The following is an 18,938-nucleotide window of genomic DNA, read 5'->3' on the forward strand; positions in this document are numbered from 1 at the left end:
TTGAAATTGGGGTGGATACCGTCGGCCATGTCGATCTGGCGGCTGCCATACTCGCCCAGCATCGTGAAATATCGGTTATAGGGCGAATTTACGGTCCCGTTGCCGAAGTCGATCCCGATCGGTTCGATCGTATTGGAATCGATTTTCGTCGGGTTGTCGGCCGTGCCCGGGGTGCTCAGACGCGGAACCTGGAAGGGGACGTTCTGATTAAATTGCGTACGATCGTTGATGTAGTGCGCCTGCGCAAAGATTTTGAGGCTATCGTCGTCGCTTTTATAGAGGAGGTTGGCGCGGATCTGGCCTCCATCGTCAGCGGTATAGCCGACATCCCGGATACCCTTTGAGAAGCGATAGAATCCGCCGACAGCGAAGGTCAGATTCTGATTGATCGGCCCGGACAGGAAGGCTTCGTTGCGGACCAGGCCATATTCGGTCAGTTCAAGACGATAGCCGCCTTCAAATTCCTGCTTGCCGGTTCGCGTGATGTGATTGACCGTCGCGCCAAGGCCATTGGAATAGAGAATGCCGCCGGTGCCGCCCTTGATGACTTCGACGCGTTCGGTCATGAGGTCATCGCGCACGGCGACGTCGTTGTTCATGAACTGGACTTCAGGCTCTTCATACCAGGGCAGGCCATCGATCAACTGCGGCGCGTAGCGATAGCCACCTGTCACCGGCAAGCCGCGCACGGTGATATTGTTGCTGGCTTCGCCTGCAGTGCTGCCTTCGGCATAGATGCCCGGCACATTCTGGAGGAGGTCCGCAGTGCTCATGGGCGCGAGCCGCTTTATGTCCTCCTGGGTGATGGTGTTGATCGTGTTGGTCGAGTCAATCTTGCGGGTGGCCCGCGTTACACCCGTGACGATGATCTCGGCATTCCCGTTTTCGCCACCATTTTGTTGAGGCTGCGACGAACCGTCCTGGGCATGGGCGGCCTCTGCCATCGCAAGCATGACCGCGCCTGATCCGATCGCCGTAGCTAAGGCTACAGCAGATACGACCGTCGTACGAATTGAACCTTTCATGATCTTCTCCTCCCGATGGCGTGCATTTTGTTACGCGCTCATAATTTATCGGCAGGCACCCCACCCCGCTCGACGCGACTAAATCTAATAAAGTGATTTAATAGCGTCAAGTGCAATTCCGCTATTGGCAAAGCTTTGCCACTCTTAAAAAAATAGCATATATTACAATGTCTTATTATAGATTGTGTGGCGAGGAGAGTAGCAGCTCGCGCTTGTTGATAGCTCGCCACAGCGACGGCGAACGGCCTGATTCGACAATGTGCGCTCAGGCGTCGGTATTTTTCAGCAGCGTTGCCAGATTGGGAGAGAAAGTCGCATACATCGGCAGCAATCCAGCGCCGATGGCAGGGGCCATGGCCTGCATCGTGCCAGCCACCATGTCGGGGGCGAAGAAGTCCAGCGGGGTTGACCGTCCGATATGTTGGTTAACTTCGGATATGATTTTCGCGATCAGCGCTTGGGGTAGATCTCCATCGACGATGATTGCCTGAAGATCGAGCAGGCTGTTAGCGCCGATAATGACAAAAGCCAACGCCCTGGCGCATTCCTCGATCCAGTCGGCAACATGCAGTGGCAGGGCCGACACTTTGTCGTCGAAGGACGCTTCGTCATTTGTGGAAGCGCTGAGCGTCCTTTCGAGCATGTAACGCGAGGCCTTGTGAAGCAGAAATTCAGTCTCTCCCCCGTGGGCGGAAGGCACAGGCATCGACGCGATGGCGCCTGCATTGCCGTGGCGGCCTTCTTCCAACTGTCCCCGCAATACCAGGCCACCGCCGATGAAGGTCCCGATATGCAGATATAGATAGCTTTCAAGCTGAAGGCCGACGCCTGTCAGCAATTCCGCAAGAGCACCCGCATTGCCGTCATTCTCGAAAAACACGGGACAGGCAAATCTGGACCGAAACATCTGTTCGACATCGGCTCTTTGCCACTCGCTTGCCTGTGACTGCGAAATGCCGATTTCCTGCCGCCATTCGCCGATAAACCAGGGCATGGCTATGCCGACCCCCAGGAACGACGCGCGCTTTTCCGCTGAAAGACATGCAAGCTGACGATCGAGGAACGCCGCCGTTTGATCGAGAACAAAAGCCGGAACCGGGAAATCGACGGGCTGGACATGGCGGTCCAGCACTTCCCCGCGATAGTTGAGCAGGACGAACGTCAGCCGTTCGCGACCGATTTCGACGCCGACCGTAAAACCGCCATCGCCGTTCACCTCATATATTATGGAAGGCTGACCGATGCCGCCCGTCCGTTTGCCGGTGCGCACGACAAGCCGCGATGCTTCCAGCGCATCGACAATTCTGACGGCAGCTTGCGCAGAAAGGCCAGTCGCGTTGGCTATGTCCGTCTTTGATGCGCCGTTGCGCCGTCGGATTGTGGCGAGCGCCAAGCGCTCATTATAACGTCGAACACCATTCAGATTGCTGCTTCTTTGCATGGACCTCGCTTATGCCGCCAATCATGCGATCCGCAACCATACAAATGCGCTTGATCAGTTCAGAAGGAAACATTGTGGCTCGACCTCCGGCAGGCGGGTGTGGATCGGCCTGGAGACGGGACCCGCTTAGATTTCGGCCAAGCCGCTGGAAGTGAACTAAAAATACTACGGCGCTGGGGTCCCGATCGGCGCCGGTTCGAACCCCAGCACCATCTCAATTTCGCACGTTATTTCAGATAGTTGCGCTGCGCAAGGACAGGGTTACGCATCGGCGCCGATCCACACCTCACCGGAGCGATACGTAGTATCGGATGCGCAGGTGGCTCAGGTGATCGAGCGCACGCCGAACACCACGCCGAAGGATGCCACCCACTGGTCGATCCGCTCCATAGCAGCCGAGTCTGGGCTGTCGCACACTACCATCCGCCGAATCTGGGGTGCATTCGGTCTGCAGCCACACCGGTCAGAGACATTCAAGCTGTCAATCGATCCGCAGTTCATCGACAAGGTTCAGGACATAGTTGGCCTGTACATGTCGCCACCGAACCGGGCGGTGCTGCTGTGTGTGGATGAAAAGTCGCAGATCCAGGCGCTGGATCGTGAGCAGCCGGTCTTGCGCATTGCGCCCGGCATACTCGAGCGGCGCACCCATACTTACATCCGCAAAGGTACGACATCACTATTCGCGGCGCTCGACATCGCCACTGGCGCGGTGATCGGCAAGTGCTACAAACGACACCGGGCAACCGAGTTCCTCGATTTCCTCAAGCGGATCGACGCCTAGATGCCCAAGGGGCCAGACGTGCACCTCGTGATGGACAACTATGCCACTCACAAGACACCGAAGGTCAAGGCCTGGTTGGCGCGCCGTCCGCATTGGCATGTTCATTTCACACCGACATCAGACAATCTGCTGCTAGACTAACGCCATCAGGCTGGCGTTGCCGCCGGCAGCTGGGCGGGGTCACCGCCGGCGAAGACCCGGCCGAGGGGACACGCCGCGCCCGCAAGGAGATGACCGTTGCCGAACTGTGCGATTGGCATCTGAGCGAGGCGCGTGCCGACCGCATCCTGGGGCGGCGGAACCGGCCGATCAAGGATGCCTCGCTGGCGATGGACCAGAGCGGTATCAAGACGCATATCAAGCCGCTGCTCGGCAACATCTCCAACCGGACCACCCGGTAGGGGCCGATCACAGCGAGCGGTGGCCAAGCGAGCGGCTAGACCGATTTGATGATTTGGGCCGGAACGGCGGTGAGGAATGGCCTATCGCGCTTCGTTGATGACATGAATCTGGGTGAACTCGTGGAATCCTTCTTCCGCGAATTCGACGCCGATACCGGACTGCTTGGCGCCCCCAAACGGAATCGTCGGGCCGAAATCCAGATGCCTGTTGATCCAGACGGTGCCCGCTTCCATACGGCTGGCGAGATCATAGGCGGCGGAGCGATCGTCCGACCAGATCGAACCGCCGAGCCCCATCGCGGATGCATTGGCGCGAGCAAGCGCATCTTCCGGATCATCGAAACGGATAATCGGAAGAACGGGCCCGAACTGCTCTTCGTCGACCAACCGCGTACCATCCTCGATGTCGCGGACGATCGTTGGACGGATGAATAATCCGGGCCGATCCGGCATTACGCCGCCGGTCACAATGGTGCCGGCGTTTTCGGCATCGTCCAGGAAAGTTTTCACTTTCTCGTATTGTGCCCGGTTCTGAAGGGGGCCGATCTGGGTACCCTGCTTCAGTCCGTCATCAACGACAGTCTCCTCGGCGAGACGGGCAAGTTCGGCGCACAACGCATCGTATACATCCGAATGGGCATAGACCCGCTTGATGGCCAGGCAGACCTGGCCCGCGTTGAGAAATGCGCCCTGGAAGATGCCCGACGCTACCTTCACAGGGTCCGCATCCGGGAGCACGATCGCGGCGTCGTTGCCGCCAAGCTCAAGGGTTACGCGCTTAATCGAGGCGGCGGCGCCGGCCATGACCTTGCGGCCCGTTTCGGTTGACCCGGTGAAGCTGATCTTCGCGACGTCGGGATGGCTGGTCAGGCGCGCGCCGAGATCGTTTTGGTCCGTCACGACGTTGACCACGCCCGCGGGGAAAATGTCCGCCATCAATTCGCCAATGCGCAATGTCGCCAGCGGCGTCGTCGGCGCCGGCTTTACCACGAGTGTGTTGCCCGCGAGCAGCGCGAAGGGCAGCTTGAAGGCGAGGATCAGCACCGGGAAGTTCCACGGAATGATCGCACCGACCACGCCCAGCGGGCGGCGCTGCACTTCCACGCGCCGATTGTTGTTGTCCTCCAGCACCCGCACCGGGAGTTCATGCGTCGCCATCTGGCGGATGAAGGCCTCGCTGTAGGCGATTTCAGCCTCGGCTTCTGGCAGCGGCTTGCCCTGTTCCTCTGTCAGCAGGCGGGCCAGCGGGCCGGCATCGGCATGGATCGCGTCGGCAAGGCGCAGGATCGCCTGGCGGCGTTGCTCGATCGGCGTCCGCGCCCACGCGGGAAAGGCGGCCTTGGCGGCGGCGACCGCTTGGTCGAGCTGCGCTTCGGATGCGTGCGGGCAGGACGCCAGCACCTCCTCGGTGGCGGGGTTGATGACGTCCATAGCCCCGGCACCATCGACCAGGCGACCATTGATGAGTAGCTTGTATTCAGGCATGAAATCCTCCTGTGCGCTGGGGCCGAATTCTCGAGGCGGCCCTCTTTCATGTTAATCGCGAAACCCCGCAGAGGGCCACGCGGCGAAGCTTCACGGGGATACGGTCAGGTCGCGCCTGCCTCCATATCACGCCAGAATGGCCACGATCCGAACGTGCCGACAAGGGGGCATCAGTCTGACTCAGGTCGTCGTATACCCGCCGTCCACCGAGATCGCGGCACCGGTCACATAAGAGGCCTGGTTTGAAAGCATCCAGATGACGCTGCCCGCCATTTCCTCGGGCTGTGCCAGCCGACCCATCGGAATTCGCGACTCAAGGAAGGCCTTGGTTTCCGGTGCCGATTCGAAAAGCCCTTCGAGCATCGGGGTCAACACTGTCCCCGGCATGACGCAGTTCACCCGAATGTTGTGCTGTGCGTAGTCGAGCGCAGCGGCGCGCGTCAGCCCCAATACCGCGTGCTTGCTGCTGACGTAATCGGCGGCGCGCGGGAAGGCGACGACGCTGCTCCCCGAGGCGGTGTTTACGATCGACCCGCCACCTGTGCGTAGAAGCTCCCTGATCTCATATTTCATACACAGGAACACGCCCTTCACGTTGACGGCGTAGACCTGCTCAATTTCATCCCAGGTGAGGTCATGGAGATCTTTGCCTACACTGAGGCGGCCGGCGTTGTTGAGCGCGCCGTCCAGCTGTCCGTACCGGGACACCGCAGCGGCAAACGAGCGCCTCGACATCGTCTTCCTGCGCCACATCGCACCGCACGAATTGCGCCGTTCCCCCGGCAGCTTCGATCTCATCGACGACGCTGGCCCCGGCTTCTTCGGTGCGGTCCCCCAACGTCAAATTCGCGCCAAGGCTGGCGGCGAGTATCGCGGTCGCACGCCCTATGCCGCTGGCTGCGCCGGTTATAATTACGGACTTGCCGGTGAGATCGATCATCTTTGTCTTCCTTGATTGCCGAAGTCGCTAAGATCGTCGCGGGACACTACAGCTTTCATTTTCATCGCGGACACTCCGAAAAAGCGCCGCGCGGATCTAGCTAGAGCACGTCTGCCCCCGCGACCTAGGGCCATTTCGGGCATTTTTTGACGGAGCCAGATCAGCCTACCAAGCTTGCCCGAAGATTTCCGCTAAGCGACCTGTCGCCGCTCTGCGCTCGCCTTTCGACAGTCCCCTTGGGACGGTCACCTGGACGATCAACCGCACATCAACGGCAATGCAGATCTCGAACGCTAATACCATTCGCGATTGTTGCGCGCAAATCGCGATACGTCCGTTACCGCGCCTGTCCGACCTCGCCGTGAAAGACCTCGCCAGCATCCGGCCGAAGACGGCGCGGGTAGTCCAAGCAGGGCACCAGAGCGAAGCATGCCCCCGGATTCCTCGGGGTCCCATCTACTGGGAGACTAACGGGGCTAAGGTGCAACGCGCGCCGCGGCAGGCGAAATGGCACCATCGAAAACATAAATCATGGTTCTAGGGCATGGCCCGCTTTTGCATCAATATTGCAACATGGGCTGGCGCCTCTCGTAGCCGCACGGCACTTAAAATCAGTGAAGGCGCAATTCCCAGTGAAGGCGCAATCCAAGGAGGCGAGAATATGGCCACCGGTTCATTGCACGACGTTCAGTCCGGCCCGCGTTATACGGTACACCGCGGTGTCCAGAATCCACCGGCGGACCAATGGGCGCCATTCGACTGGATTGAACCGAGCCTCGGTCGGCAGATCCACGGTGAAGTGACGATAGCCCGACCGGAAGGCACGTCGGGATCGCTGCAGGCCGGCTTCTGGCGGACCGGGCCGACCGCTCCCGGCGCGAATGCGGACGGATCGCACAAGTTTCTCTGTTCCGCGCCGCTTGGCGACGAGCTTGCCTGCGTGATCGACGGCAGCGCGACGCTGACCGTGACCTCCACCGGCCAGAGCTATCGGGTCGGGCCCGGCTCCGTCATCAACCTGCCCAAGGGCCTCGAAGTGCAATGGGAGATCGAGGCGCCGGCCTTCAAGAAATACTGGTGTATCTGGAATGGCACCGAGCCGACCGCAAATCCGCCGCGGGATCTCATGATCAGGCATGTCAGCGACAATCCAGCCGACTGGGACGTGTTTCATTTCGTCGAGCCCAAGGAGGGCGCGCTGGTCGCAGGCGAGTACTACGTCATCAGAGGCGGAGGCTCGACGGGCTCCTTCATGAGCTGCGTATGGCGGTCGGGCAAGGGGATCGCCGGCAGCGTTGTCGATGAAAACGGCACGCTCGTCACGCCCTATACCTGCACGAACGGCGACGAGACCATCCTGCTCCTCGAGGGCGAGGTAGACGTGGTCGAGACCGACAGCGGAAGGACGCAGTCGTTCAAGGCGGGCGACGTGATCGGCCTTTCGTCCGGCCAGCATATCACGTGGACGTCCAAGGGGCCGTTCTGCAAGAAATTGTCGGTCGTCTCCCGCGACGCGCTTCCGGAATAATCATGGCCTTCTGCCGACCGCGGCAATTCGCACGCCGCCGTCAGCACGCAAGGACCTTGGGAAGCGACAAGTACAATGAGGGTGATGGCGACCATATCCTATCAAGAGGTCTTCAGCCGTCTCGAAAATTTATAACAGGGAGTGAGTGGAATGAACATCATTACAAGGTCCGGCCTGCTTGCTTCTGCGGCTGTCGTCTTCACGGTCAGCGCCCCACCAGCCTGGGCACAAGCCGCCGACGCATCGTCCGCCGAGGCAAGCGCGGAATCGACCAGCGACATCATCGTCACGGCCAACAAGCGCAACGAAAACATCAACAAGGTCGGCGCCAGCATCGCAGCGTTCGACACCTCGCTCCTTGAAAAGCGCAACATCGGCAAGGCCGAAGATCTGGTCAAATACGTCCCGGGCATGGCGCTGGCGCCGTCAACCCACGGCACCCCGGTCTACACCCTGCGAGGCATCGGCTACAATGCCGACGCGCTGGGCGTCTATCCGGCGGTCAGCATCTCGATGGATCAAGCGCCGCTGACCTTCCCGGTCCTCGCCGGCCACTCGCTCTACGACCTTGAGCGCGTCGAAGTCCTGAAGGGTCCGCAGGGCACCCTGTTCGGCCAGAATTCGACCGGAGGTGCGATCAACTACGTCGCCGCCAAGCCAACCAAGGATCTCCAGGCCGGCTTTAACCTCGATTATGGCCGCTTTAACGAAATACACGGCAGCGGCTATATCAGCGGGCCGATCAGCGACACCGTGCAGATGCGCCTAGCGTTCGATGCCAAGCATCGCGACGCCTGGCAGTATAATTTTCTCGATCCCTCGCAGAAGAATGGGACAGAGAATTACTTTGCCGGCCGCCTGATTACCGCCTGGCAGGCCAGCGACCGGCTGAAGTTCGCGCTGAATATCAACGGATCGGTCGATCGCTCGCAGCCGCAGGCGCTGCAGCTAATCGCCTCTCTCCCGTCCACTACTTCGGCGCCGACCTTTGCGGAGCTGAATGCGGCGCTCGCGCCGCAAAACCTCCGCGCCGCGAGCTGGTCGACGGTTGCCCGCACCCCCGGTCCGCTGACCGGCGGGCTGCCTTTTCCGCTCAATCCCGCCCCGGGCTACACGCCGGGCTTCCAGTCTATTACGAAGCCCGCCGTGCCGACGGGTGACCGCAACCTGTTCCAGGCCACGCTGCGCGCTGACCTGGACTTGAGTGACAGCATCGCCATCACTTCGATCACCGGCTTCAGCCGGCTGACCCAGAATATGTCGTTCGACCTGGACGGCTCTCCCTATCAATTTGTCGACAATCCCCGCGACGAGGGCAAGATCAGCGACTTTTCGCAAGAACTACGGATCTCCAATGCCGCGGCTCCCGGCCAGCAGTTTCGTTGGACCGTCGGAGGCAATTACAACCACAGCAAGGTGGTTGAATCCCAGGACATTCCCTTCGGTGACAACGGGGTGTCCAATGCGGCAGTCGCCTGGGCTCATATCTCTACCATCGACAGTCGGGGCAAGATGGACAATGTCGCCGCGTTCGCCAACGGTGAATTTGATTTGACCGATCAGATCACGCTGAAAGGGGGCATCCGCTACACCCACTCGGTCAACCACGAGCGGTTGTGCAACAGCGACACTACGCCCGATCAGCGCGCTTCGGTAGCGTTCGGTCTCGGCATAAACAATCCGGGTGCCTGCTTCACGCTCTTCCCGGATTTCTCGAATGGCAAGCCTTACCTGGACCGCCTTTCCGAGGATAACGTCTCGTGGAAGGTGGGTATTGACTTCAAGCCGACGCGTGACCTGCTGTTCTACGCCAACGTTTCGCGGGGCTTCAAGGCGGGCAGCTTCCCGGTACTCACCGCCACCACGACCGACACTTTCAGGCCTGCCAAACAGGAACAGGTCACCTCGTACGAAGGCGGCTTCAAGGCCAAGTTCCTGGGCAACGTGGTACAATGGACCGGAGCGATCTTCTATCAAGACTACCGGGACAAGCAGATCCAGGGCACGTTCGTGGACGTGAACTTCGGCCTGCTCCAGCGCCTCGACAACGTGCCGAAGTCGCATATCTTCGGCGTTGAAACCGACCTTGTGGTCCGGCCCGTGTCTGGCCTCACCCTGACGGGCTCGGCCAGCTACTTAAAGACCAAGGTGGACGAATACACAGCCACCACGGTGTTCGGGAACATCGGCGGTCCGAACCACAATCAGCCGTTCAACTTCGCCGGCAACCGTCTGCCCTTCGCCCCGAGCTGGAGCTTGACCGGAGACGTCGATTACCGGATCGCGACGGGCAATGGTGGATCAGTCTTCGTCGGCGGTTCGGTGAACTATCGCTCTGATGTTGATGCCTATATTGGCGGCAGCATCCTGCGCATTCCCGGCGCGCCCGCTCGGTCGATCAAGCCGTATCCGTTCCGGATCGATGGCTACACCCTGGTCGACGCCCGTATCGGCTACGATTTCCCCGGTGACCGGCTCACCATATCGGCCTGGGGCAAGAACATCTTCAACCAATTCAACGTCCAGAACGTCATCTCGTACAACGATATCATCACGCAGGCCACCGGCATGCCGACCACTTACGGTGTGTCGCTGAAGGTCCGCTTCAAGTAACCCCCGCCTCGGCGCTGGCGCGGACGGGCGAAAGCCTGCCGCGCCAGCGTCCTTTCTGGCCGTAAGTCTTACCTGAGCCGACCCTGGCTGGAATCCGCCCATCGTCCCGGCCAGCGAAGGGCATAGGCTTCGAACCATCGGGCAGACAGGCCCGGGCGTAAGCGGACAAAGTCCGTGGCCCTCTTAGTTGTAGCATATAAAAATGCCGGGTGACCACTCAGTGGGGGCCGGTCACGGAATGCATTCAAGCACTTGAGCTGTTGCGAGCGCTTCTCAAAGATTCGCTTTGAACGTCAACTATAATGTCCGCATTCCAGCACCTGAACAAGCTAGCACATCGCTTCGAGTTGATTCTATTGGACGGGTACGCCTATGACGTCGCAAGCAAAGATCGCAAGCCGCCCGCCTAATTTGGCCGACGGCTCACTCCTGCGCAGCGCCTGCTTTATCGCCGGCGCCTGGACGCTGGCTGACAGTGGTGCCACTTTAGCGGTCACAAACCCCGCAACCGGCGAACTGTTGGCGACCGTGCCCGACATGGGGGCGGCCGAAGCCAACCGTGCAATTGCCGCCGCCGACGCTGCTTGGCCAGCTTGGCGTGCGCTGACGGCAAAGGAGCGGGCCGCGCTGCTCCGCAAATGGTTCGATTTGATCGTCGCCAACCAAGAAGACCTTGCAACGATCATGACGGCCGAGCAAGGCAAGCCGCTGGCGGAAAGTCGCGGCGAAATCATGTATGCAGCTTCTTACGTCGAGTGGTTCGCCGAGGAAGGAAAGCGCATCTACGGCGATACCGTTCCCAGCTTCGCCTCCGACCGGCGTATCGTCGTCCTGAAGCAGCCGATTGGAGTCTGCGCTGCCATCACGCCGTGGAACTTCCCTGCGGCAATGATCACCCGGAAGGCTGGCCCGGCGCTGGCCGCCGGTTGCACGATGGTGGTCAAGCCGTCCGAAGAAACGCCGCTTTCGGCCTTGGCGCTTGCGGTGCTGGCCGAGCGGGCGGGCATTCCGGGCGGCGTCTTCTCGGTCTTGACCGGATCGGCGACAGAAATCGGCGGAGTAATAACCTCGAGCCCAATCGTACGAAAGGTGACTTTCACGGGATCGACGGCCGTGGGCAAGAAGATCATCGTGCAGGCGGCATCGACCGTGAAACGCACGTCGATGGAGTTGGGCGGCAACGCGCCTTTCATCGTATTCGACGACGCGGACATCGATGCGGCCGTGAAGGGAGCGCTCGCTTCCAAATACCGCAATGCCGGGCAGACCTGCGTTTGCGCCAATCGACTGTTTGCGCAAGACAAAATCTACGACGCCTTCGTCGCGAAATTGACCGAGGCTGTCAATGGCATGAAGGTGGGGAACGGATTTGAGGCTGGCGTGACCATCGGCCCGCTCATCAACGGCAAGGCGGTCGAGAAGGTCAGCGAGCACGTCTCCGACGCCGTGAGCAAAGGTGCGCGCGTTCTGACCGGCGGCGGACGCCATGCATTGGGACGGACATACTACCTGCCGACGGTTCTGGCCGATGCGACGCCGGACATGCTGATCTTCAGAGAAGAGACCTTCGGTCCCGTCGCGCCAGTTTTTCGCTTCAGCACCGAGAGGGAAGTCGTCAATCTCGCGAATGCCACCGAGTTCGGATTGGCTGCCTATTTCTACGGTCGCGATATCGGACGAATCTTCCGTGTGGCCGAGGCGCTCGAATACGGCATCATCGGCATCAACGAAGGCATCATTTCGAGCGAGGTCGCTCCCTTCGGAGGGATGAAGGAAAGCGGCAATGGGCGAGAGGGATCGAAGTACGGAATCGAGGACTACCTCGAGATCAAATATTTATGCCTGGGCGGAATAGAGTCGTAGTCAGACGAATTAAGGACAGACAGAAGATCTTATGTATTAACAGCATAATGCAATCCGCCCTCTATCGGGCGTATCTCGTTGTATCTGCAAGCATAGTTGCAGGACATATGGTATCGCAGCCATGGGAATTATTTGCGGCGACGATTTGAAGCACCGGAACCACTTTGGCTTGGGGGCTGGGTGGTGACTCATACTCACATGCTTCGCAGCCAGCAGGCTGGGTGAAAACACCGTCTGGCTCCAGAAAATTGTCGCCAATTGGACCTATTGGATCGGGATGCCGACGCATATGATGTTTGCCGAGGCCCACATTCGGGCTCGCATCACTTGCCGTGCTGCCTTGCCGTTCAGGTAAGCCAAGCCAGGACAAGGTACATTAGGTGTTCGACGCCCGCAGTGGCCGTTGATAGCTAACGAGGACGATAGCCATGAACAGACAGATGCATTGGCGCGGTCCAGAGGCCGGGGATTTCAGCGGTGTTCTCTCAGCCCTGCGATCATATTTCGATGGCTTCTACAATTCCGATGCCGACTTGCTGTCGAAGGCGTTTCACGCTTCCGCACACTTGTACTCGGTGGAAAAGGGTGGCCCACGACCTCTCGCGATTGCCTCATATCTCGATATGGTGCGGACCCGCAAGCCGATCGAGATATCCAATCGATTGGAAGAGGTAAGGTCGCTTTCTTTCATCGATCACAATCTGGCCATCGCTCGGGTCATCGTCGAGAACGCCGCCTCCTATTTTGAAGATACGCTTATCTTCGCCAAGGATGCGGCAACCTGGAAGATACTTTCGAAGACTTATGTCACACGGCTCAAGGATTAGCCGTCGCGCCTTCGCTGGCAGTCTTCAACCTGAGAGCCACGAAGGGCAAATCACCAGACTCGATTGGTCATGGGGTGACTGCAGCAGCTAGCTCACCTCCAAAGCGGATCGATGCGCGACCGAGGCGGCCGATGCGTTGTCGAAGCATTGTCGATCAACTGGGAGTGGAGGGCACCGATTTTGACGAAGTGGTTCTTACGTTCAACCGCAGGGCGGGATTAATCTAACGACAAACGCACACGACGTTATGCAGGTCGTGCCAACACTAGATAAACTTCATGGAAGGCGATCGCTATGCAAGACATCACAACTCCCCCGAAGACGGACCGTGTGCGGGCGCGTCGGATGCATGAGCGCGGGAAGTACGACAAGCAGTCGCTTTATGACGTCATCGACGCTGGCTTCCTTTGCCACGTTGGCTATGTGATCGACGGCGCCCCATTCGTTACGCCTACTCTGTATTGGCGCGAGGGGAATTACATCTATTGGCACGGCTCCGCAGCCAGTCGGATGCTGGAATCCGTGGAAGGCCGTCCGGTCTGCATAACGATTTCGCACTTTGATGGCTTCGTGATGGCCCGCTCGGCCTTCAATCACTCGGTAAATTACCGTTCGGTGATGTTGTTGGGCAATGCCGAACTGGTGGCCGAGCCCGATGAGAAGGCCGAAAGCTTGAAGCATTTCCTCGACAGCCTGTTCCCCGGGCGTTGGGATATGATGCGTCCGATGACCGCACAGGAGTTGAAGGCGACGTCCGTGCTGCGGATGGAGATCGACGAAGCGTCGGCCAAGTCGCGATCGGGGCCTCCTGGCGATCAGGAAGACGCCGGTGTTCCGGTCTGGGCCGGCGTCCTGCCGATGTCTTTGATGAGCGGAGTTCCACAACGCGACGTACTCGTTCCGGAAGGTGTGACGGCGCCTGAGCACGTCACGGGCTTTGACGCCAGCCGCCCCTACAAGGGCTCGGCTGACTGATTGGACACTCCCCGGGAAACCGGGGTCAATTTGCCAGCGACCGAGTGGCCCAATTCTGGCAAGCTGCGCGGTCGGCAAAGTCCCTAGAAGGGCTTGTCCGTTGGGTAGGGCGTCACCCATAAAGTGCCGTTGAAATCGTCCGGGGCCGTTGCTGAGCCTCATCGGATGGCCATATCCCTTTCGATCAGCCTGCGGCCGATGCCCTCTCTCAAAGTGTCTCGCGCGGAGATCTGAGAAATGCTCGATAGTCTCGAAGCCGTTATTGCAAAGGTCGAACCCATCTGGCTAGGAGTCGATCCGTTTGATCTTCCGGCTCCGTGCCGTGATAGACAAAGGCATAGCGACAGATCAAGCCGCTACGCAAGCATGTCAGGTCGCTTGTAAGAGCGGCACTCCATCGCGTTGGCCCTATAGGATTTCATCCCATTTGTTCTGTCATGGGTGTCAGAACTGAGTGGGAAGCTTGCGCTTCTCCCATGACTGTGCCAACCGGTTCCGGTCGTCCCTTCCCCTCTGCATGGCCGGAATGACGCGAAAACCGGCGCGGCCAGAGTAGCGGCGTCCGGCCTCAAAGCATTTCAGAGCGACGCGGGTCGCCAGTTCCGTTCGCCATCTTCCGACAAAGGTCAATCAGCGACGATCGTCGCTGATTGACCTTTAGCGTCGCACGACCAATAAGCGCATCCCACCAATCTCGGCAGCGGCGTCGCAGCCGCCGTCGGTGATATTGGGACAATGCCCCTTCAATATCCGGGTGGCACCGAAGCACCGTTGCGGCGCACAAGTGGTATGGAATTTTGTCCTTTGTAAGTCGCCGATTAGGGCCATTTTTGTTGACGACTATCCAAACGGCGTGCATTCTTCGTTGCTGTGGGAGGACCATGCTTCGTACCTAGGATCTTTGATGGGGCCATTTCGATGCTGCTGAAGACGGACGGAATCGGAGCGCGGTATCAGCAGATTTATCGAGCTCTTCGAGATCAAATTCTCACCGGCGTTCTTCCCGAAAAGGCTCGCCTCCCGTCTACGCGCGATCTGTCCCGAGAAGCTGGTGTCTCTCGCAATACGATTTTATTGGCATACGAGCAGTTGCTCGCCGAAGGATACATCGTAGGCGAGGTCGGAGCGGGAACATTCGTCAGCCCGCACTTGCCCGACACCCCCTTGGTCAGTTTGGTTGCCCCCGAAGAAAGCGAGAACAGTGGCCATTTCGGCTTGTCGGCCTATGCGATCCGAGCGCAAGTCATTCCGACCCCTTTGAACACGCAGCGAACCACTCGATTGGACTACAATTTCCGTTATGGATTGCCCAGCGTTGCTGATTTTCCTTTCGATCTGTGGCGGAAGTTGCTGACACGCCATGCGCGCAATTCGGCCATCGAGTCTCTGATATACGGCACGGCGGCGGGACAACCCCGGCTTCGTTCCGCTATTGCCGACTATCTCCGTCGATCGCGTGGCGTCAATTGCACCGATGAGCAAGTCGTGATCGTCAACGGGTCTCAACAGGCGCTCGACCTTATCGTTCGCGCACTGATAGACCCGAACGATATAGTCGTTGCCGAAGACCCGCACTACCCTGGTGCGAGAGAAGTCTTTCTTGCCGCCGGCGCGCGTCTCGTTCTCGGCCGTGTCGACGAGCACGGACTTTGCGTCCGCAATTTGCCGCACGCAGCGCGGCGCGCACGTCTCGCCTACGTTACGCCATCGCATCAGTTTCCAACGGGAGCGGTCATGCCACTGGCTCGGCGCCTCGAACTTCTCGCATGGGCGCGCGAGACAGGCGCCTATATCCTAGAGGACGATTACGACAGCGAGTACCGCTATGACAGTCGGCCGGTGGAAGCCGTTCAAGGCCTGGATCGACACGGGCACGTCATCTACGCAGGCACCATGTCGAAGACCTTCTTTCCCGGGCTTCGCGTGGGCTATCTCGTGCTTCCTCCCGCATTGATCGACGTCGTCAAGACTCTCAAGCATATCGCCGACAGGCACACCTCCAGCCTGCAACAAGATGCGCTTACCGACTTTATCGTCGAGGGGCATTTCGAACGGCACCTCCGGCGAGTCCGAAAGCGCAATGGGGAGCGCCGGAGTACGCTACTTCGATGCCTGACCGAGGAATTTGGCAAAGAAATCTCGGTTACGGGCGCCAACGCAGGACTTCACATGCTCGTCTGGTTCGCGAACCGGCGCAACGATGAAAGCCATATGATGGTCAAGCGTGCCGAAGACGTTGGCGTCGGCATCTATCCCGTTACGCCTTACTATTCGGCTCCGCCCATCCGGGCAGGATTCGTAATGGGATATTCGGCTTTGGAAGAGCCTCAAATTATCAAAGGCGTCAAGCTCTTGGCCGGCGCATTGAAATGATAGAGCAGGGCCGAATTCGGTCCATCCTTAAGATTTCCCGGCCGCCGTCTCGCAGCTTTGTAAAGCGGGCGGCGGATCGCGCAAGCCGCGACGCGCTTCATCGGGAATGCCGCCCCTCCGCGCTCACAGTTAACGATTGCAGGTCGGCTGGCCGTGGCGGGCGCGTGGTTTGCGCCCAACGATTGGCCAATGCAACCAAATTTATAGCAGTGGCCCTATCAACTGCGCGAAAACTGGACCTTTCTCTTTATCGGCACGAGGTCAGACTGCATCACAGGTTTTGGGCAGATCAACATTATCTGCGGAGAAGCGAGTGGTACGCGGCCAGACGAACGACGATATCCGGCTCGGTCGGGATAAAATGCCGTCAATGCATGGCCGGTGCATCGGGATGCTCCACCCATCCCGATCAGCGTCATGCTGGCGGCAACCTTGCAGAAAGTGTCCTTCGCGGGCAGCGCGTCCCGTACAAGTCGCCCGCGCTTATCGAACGGCGACATCATTGTGTTTCGACGCAACAGGGGTGATTCGAGCAGAAAGTCTCACGAACTGGAACGTAACATTTTCATCAATTCGATAGGCCCCAACGCAGTCGGCTCGTCTCTCTAGACTTCCATCGACGTTGGCTGGTTTCGCAAACACGGAGGCTTAATATGTGGCGAGTTGGCGTGGACGTTGGAGGTACTTTTACAGATTTGTTCGCTTGGAATGAAGCAACGCAGGAGTACCGGACGGGAAAGGTGCTAACGACCAAAGACGACAGGTCGCGCGGAGTGATCGAGGCTGTCGAGAAGGCAGGCGTGCCCTTTGGCGAGATCAATTTCTTCATGCACGGGACGACCACCGGCACCAATTCGCTGATTGAGCGAAACTATCCCGATGCGGCATTCATAACCACCGAAGGCTTCCGCGATACCATCGAGATCGCCAGGCAACATCGCAAGTCGCTCTACGATCCCTACCAGACCAAGCCCTTGCCCCTCATCAAGCGCCGCAATCGGTTCACCCTTGCCGAACGCGTTTCAGCGAAAGGCGAAATCCGCCGGCCGCTTGAGGCCGGGGACGTCAAGAAGATCGCGCGGATCATCGCCGAGCGTGAGATGCCGGCCGTCGGCGTCGCCCTCATCAATTCTTATGCGAATCCGGTCCACGAGGAGCGCGTGCGGGACATCCTTCTGAAGGAGAATCCAAACGTTCACGTCGCGATCTCCGCGGAAACCCGACCGGTTTTCCGAGAGCACGCCCGCTTCGTCACGACGGCCATCCGTGCCTGCCTCATGCCGGTCATGACGACCTACTTTGACCAGCTCGTAGAAGCGCTGCGCGCCAGGGGTTTTGCCGGATCTCTGCTGATCCTCAAGAGCAATGGCGGCGCCATGGGCATTGAAAACGCGAAGAAACGCCCGGAAGAACTGATCGAATCCGGTCCCGCCGGAGGCGTCGCCTACGCATCCTACCTCTCGCGTACGACCCAGATCGCGAACATCATTCATACCGACGTCGGTGGTACGAGCTTCGATGCTTCGATCGTCGAGCACGGGCAAGGGCTGATCACGCGGAACTACGAGATCGAATGGGAAACTCCGGTCAGCGTTCCCATGCTCGACATCCACAGTGTCGGCGCCGGCGGCGGTTCGATCGGTTGGGTCGACGAAGGCGGTTCGCTCCGCGTGGGGCCGGCGAGTGCGGGCTCCGAACCGGGGCCTGCCTGCTACGGACGCGGCGGAACGACGCCGACCATCACCGACGCCAATCTGATCCTGGGCCGTCTGCATCCTTCGCTGAGCGACAAGTTCACGCTGGATGTGGAGGCCGCGGAACGGGCGATCGATTCGGTTGCTGACCAGGTCGGCATGTCGCGGCTCGAGGTCGCCGAAGGCATGATCCGCATCAACTGCGAAAAGATGGGGCAGGCATTAAAAGGCGTCGTCGTTGCGCGAGCCCGGGACCCGAGAGACTTCACTCTCGCGAGCTTCGGCGGCGCAGGTCCGATGCACGCCTGTTTCGTCGCCCGCGCCATGAACATTCCCAAGGTCATCATCCCGGCGCAAGCCGGCGTGGCTTCGGCGCTGGGTGCAACCGCCATGAACCTGCGGCACGACCTGGAGGCGTTCATCTACGCGACGATCGAAGAGATCGATCTCGAACATCTCAACCAGATACTCAGCGATCTCGACACGAAAGCCCGCGAACGTCTCGCGGAAGATGGCATCAACGGCGAGGGGATAACGCTCAAGCGCACCGCACAAATGCGCTACGTCGGTCAGACCTACGAAGTCGACACCGATCTTCCGAACGGTGTCATCACAAAGTCGGATCTCCCGGCCATCGCGACTGCGTTTCATGCGGCCCACCAGCACGAATATGGCGTTAGCTCGACCGACTTCCAGATCGCCTTCGTGGCAGTCGGCGTCACGGCGGTGGGCGAGCTTAAGCAGCCGCCGGAGTTCAACTTCACCAAACCGAAGCCGGACGCCAATCCGGGCGCCCGTGCGGTCTACTTCGACGGCAAGTGGGTCGATACTGCGATCTATAGTTGGCGCGACCTTGCACCTTCATCTAAAGTCGAAGGTCCGGCGGTCGTCGAATACAGCGACTCGATCGCAATCGTACCCCCTCTTTGCGAGGGACTTGTTGACGCTTGTGGCAACCTGATCATTTCGATCAATTAAGATGTACCGGA

Annotated in this window: 12 protein-coding genes and 2 pseudogenes; 9 read left to right on the forward strand and 5 right to left on the reverse strand. The window is 59.4% G+C overall.

Annotated elements, in window-relative coordinates; genetic code table 11:
• Together HUK72_RS23040 and HUK72_RS23045 are read right to left on the reverse strand one after the other, a co-directional pair.
• Positions 1 to 1,025, reverse strand: a 1,025-nt coding sequence (locus HUK72_RS23040) for a TonB-dependent receptor plug domain-containing protein (protein ID WP_218036260.1), incomplete at its 3' end; no start/stop codon positions are given.
• A gap of 265 nt (positions 1,026 to 1,290) precedes the next feature.
• A complete protein-coding gene (locus HUK72_RS23045; protein WP_176598936.1) occupies positions 1,291 to 2,466 on the reverse strand; it encodes an ROK family transcriptional regulator in 1,176 nt (391 codons plus the stop codon).
• Positions 2,467 to 2,770: 304 nt separating this feature from the next.
• On the opposite strand from HUK72_RS23045, the pseudogene HUK72_RS23050 reads away from it, so the two are divergent.
• Together HUK72_RS23050 and HUK72_RS23055 are read left to right on the forward strand one after the other, a co-directional pair.
• Positions 2,771 to 3,370: pseudogene (locus tag HUK72_RS23050) on the forward strand (IS630 family transposase); the annotation flags it as partial.
• Positions 3,371 to 3,417: 47 nt separating this feature from the next.
• Positions 3,418 to 3,624, forward strand: a pseudogene (locus HUK72_RS23055) (integrase); the annotation flags it as partial.
• A 108-nt stretch (positions 3,625 to 3,732) separates the two neighbouring features.
• Here the strand turns inward: HUK72_RS23055 and HUK72_RS23060 are convergent.
• The 3 genes from HUK72_RS23060 to HUK72_RS27700 form a co-directional block, all read right to left on the reverse strand.
• The gene (locus tag HUK72_RS23060; protein ID WP_176598937.1) at positions 3,733 to 5,136 is read right to left on the reverse strand and encodes an aldehyde dehydrogenase family protein; all 1,404 of its coding nucleotides are present in this window, start codon (positions 5,134 to 5,136) and stop codon (positions 3,733 to 3,735) included.
• Positions 5,137 to 5,316: 180 nt separating this feature from the next.
• Positions 5,317 to 5,871 carry an SDR family NAD(P)-dependent oxidoreductase gene (locus tag HUK72_RS23065; RefSeq protein ID WP_176598938.1) on the reverse strand — a complete coding sequence of 185 codons (555 nt, stop codon included), beginning with the start codon at positions 5,869 to 5,871 and terminating at the stop codon, positions 5,317 to 5,319.
• Entirely contained in the window at positions 5,771 to 6,076 is a 306-nt protein-coding gene (locus HUK72_RS27700) for an SDR family NAD(P)-dependent oxidoreductase (RefSeq protein WP_176598939.1), read from the reverse strand. The genes HUK72_RS23065 and HUK72_RS27700 overlap by 101 nt, the downstream gene beginning before the upstream one ends.
• A gap of 661 nt (positions 6,077 to 6,737) precedes the next feature.
• Between HUK72_RS27700 and HUK72_RS23075 the strand changes: the two genes are divergently transcribed.
• The 7 genes from HUK72_RS23075 to HUK72_RS23105 all read left to right on the forward strand — a co-directional run bounded on the left by HUK72_RS23075 (position 6,738) and on the right by HUK72_RS23105 (position 18,927).
• A complete protein-coding gene (locus tag HUK72_RS23075; RefSeq protein ID WP_176593215.1) occupies positions 6,738 to 7,604 on the forward strand; it encodes a cupin domain-containing protein in 867 nt (288 codons plus the stop codon).
• A 150-nt stretch (positions 7,605 to 7,754) separates the two neighbouring features.
• Positions 7,755 to 10,217 (forward strand): TonB-dependent receptor, encoded by a 2,463-nt coding sequence (locus HUK72_RS23080; RefSeq protein ID WP_176593216.1) that lies wholly within the window; start codon positions 7,755 to 7,757, stop codon positions 10,215 to 10,217.
• 372 nt (positions 10,218 to 10,589) lie between these two features.
• Complete coding sequence (locus tag HUK72_RS23085) at positions 10,590 to 12,080, forward strand: succinate-semialdehyde dehydrogenase (protein ID WP_176593217.1); 1,491 nt, start codon at positions 10,590 to 10,592, stop codon at positions 12,078 to 12,080.
• Positions 12,081 to 12,508: 428 nt separating this feature from the next.
• Positions 12,509 to 12,907 (forward strand): nuclear transport factor 2 family protein, encoded by a 399-nt coding sequence (locus HUK72_RS23090; protein ID WP_176593218.1) that lies wholly within the window; start codon positions 12,509 to 12,511, stop codon positions 12,905 to 12,907.
• A 294-nt stretch (positions 12,908 to 13,201) separates the two neighbouring features.
• A complete protein-coding gene (locus tag HUK72_RS23095) occupies positions 13,202 to 13,882 on the forward strand; it encodes a pyridoxamine 5'-phosphate oxidase family protein (protein WP_176593219.1) in 681 nt (226 codons plus the stop codon).
• Between the two features lie 918 nt (positions 13,883 to 14,800).
• A complete protein-coding gene (locus HUK72_RS23100; RefSeq protein WP_176593220.1) occupies positions 14,801 to 16,255 on the forward strand; it encodes a PLP-dependent aminotransferase family protein in 1,455 nt (484 codons plus the stop codon).
• A 653-nt stretch (positions 16,256 to 16,908) separates the two neighbouring features.
• A complete protein-coding gene (locus tag HUK72_RS23105; RefSeq protein ID WP_176593221.1) occupies positions 16,909 to 18,927 on the forward strand; it encodes a hydantoinase/oxoprolinase family protein in 2,019 nt (672 codons plus the stop codon).
• Positions 18,928 to 18,938 lie beyond the last annotated feature (11 nt).

It is taken from the genome of Sphingobium sp. 15-1 (assembly GCF_013375535.1).
Lineage (GTDB): Bacteria > Pseudomonadota > Alphaproteobacteria > Sphingomonadales > Sphingomonadaceae > Sphingobium > Sphingobium aromaticivastans.

Bases quoted from the DNA above. Each gene is read 5' to 3' on its own strand.
- HUK72_RS23045 (WP_176598936.1), bottom strand. From the start codon at position 2,466: ATGCAAAGAAGCAGCAATCTGAATGGTGTTCGACGTTATAATGAGCGC.
- HUK72_RS23060 (WP_176598937.1), bottom strand. From the start codon at position 5,136: ATGCCTGAATACAAGCTACTCATCAATGGTCGCCTGGTCGATGGTGCC.
- HUK72_RS23065 (WP_176598938.1), bottom strand. From the start codon at position 5,871: ATGTCGAGGCGCTCGTTTGCCGCTGCGGTGTCCCGGTACGGACAGCTG.
- HUK72_RS27700 (WP_176598939.1), bottom strand. From the start codon at position 6,076: ATGATCGATCTCACCGGCAAGTCCGTAATTATAACCGGCGCAGCCAGC.
- HUK72_RS23075 (WP_176593215.1), top strand. From the start codon at position 6,738: ATGGCCACCGGTTCATTGCACGACGTTCAGTCCGGCCCGCGTTATACG.
- HUK72_RS23080 (WP_176593216.1), top strand. From the start codon at position 7,755: ATGAACATCATTACAAGGTCCGGCCTGCTTGCTTCTGCGGCTGTCGTC.
- HUK72_RS23085 (WP_176593217.1), top strand. From the start codon at position 10,590: ATGACGTCGCAAGCAAAGATCGCAAGCCGCCCGCCTAATTTGGCCGAC.
- HUK72_RS23090 (WP_176593218.1), top strand. From the start codon at position 12,509: ATGAACAGACAGATGCATTGGCGCGGTCCAGAGGCCGGGGATTTCAGC.
- HUK72_RS23095 (WP_176593219.1), top strand. From the start codon at position 13,202: ATGCAAGACATCACAACTCCCCCGAAGACGGACCGTGTGCGGGCGCGT.
- HUK72_RS23100 (WP_176593220.1), top strand. From the start codon at position 14,801: ATGCTGCTGAAGACGGACGGAATCGGAGCGCGGTATCAGCAGATTTAT.
- HUK72_RS23105 (WP_176593221.1), top strand. From the start codon at position 16,909: ATGTGGCGAGTTGGCGTGGACGTTGGAGGTACTTTTACAGATTTGTTC.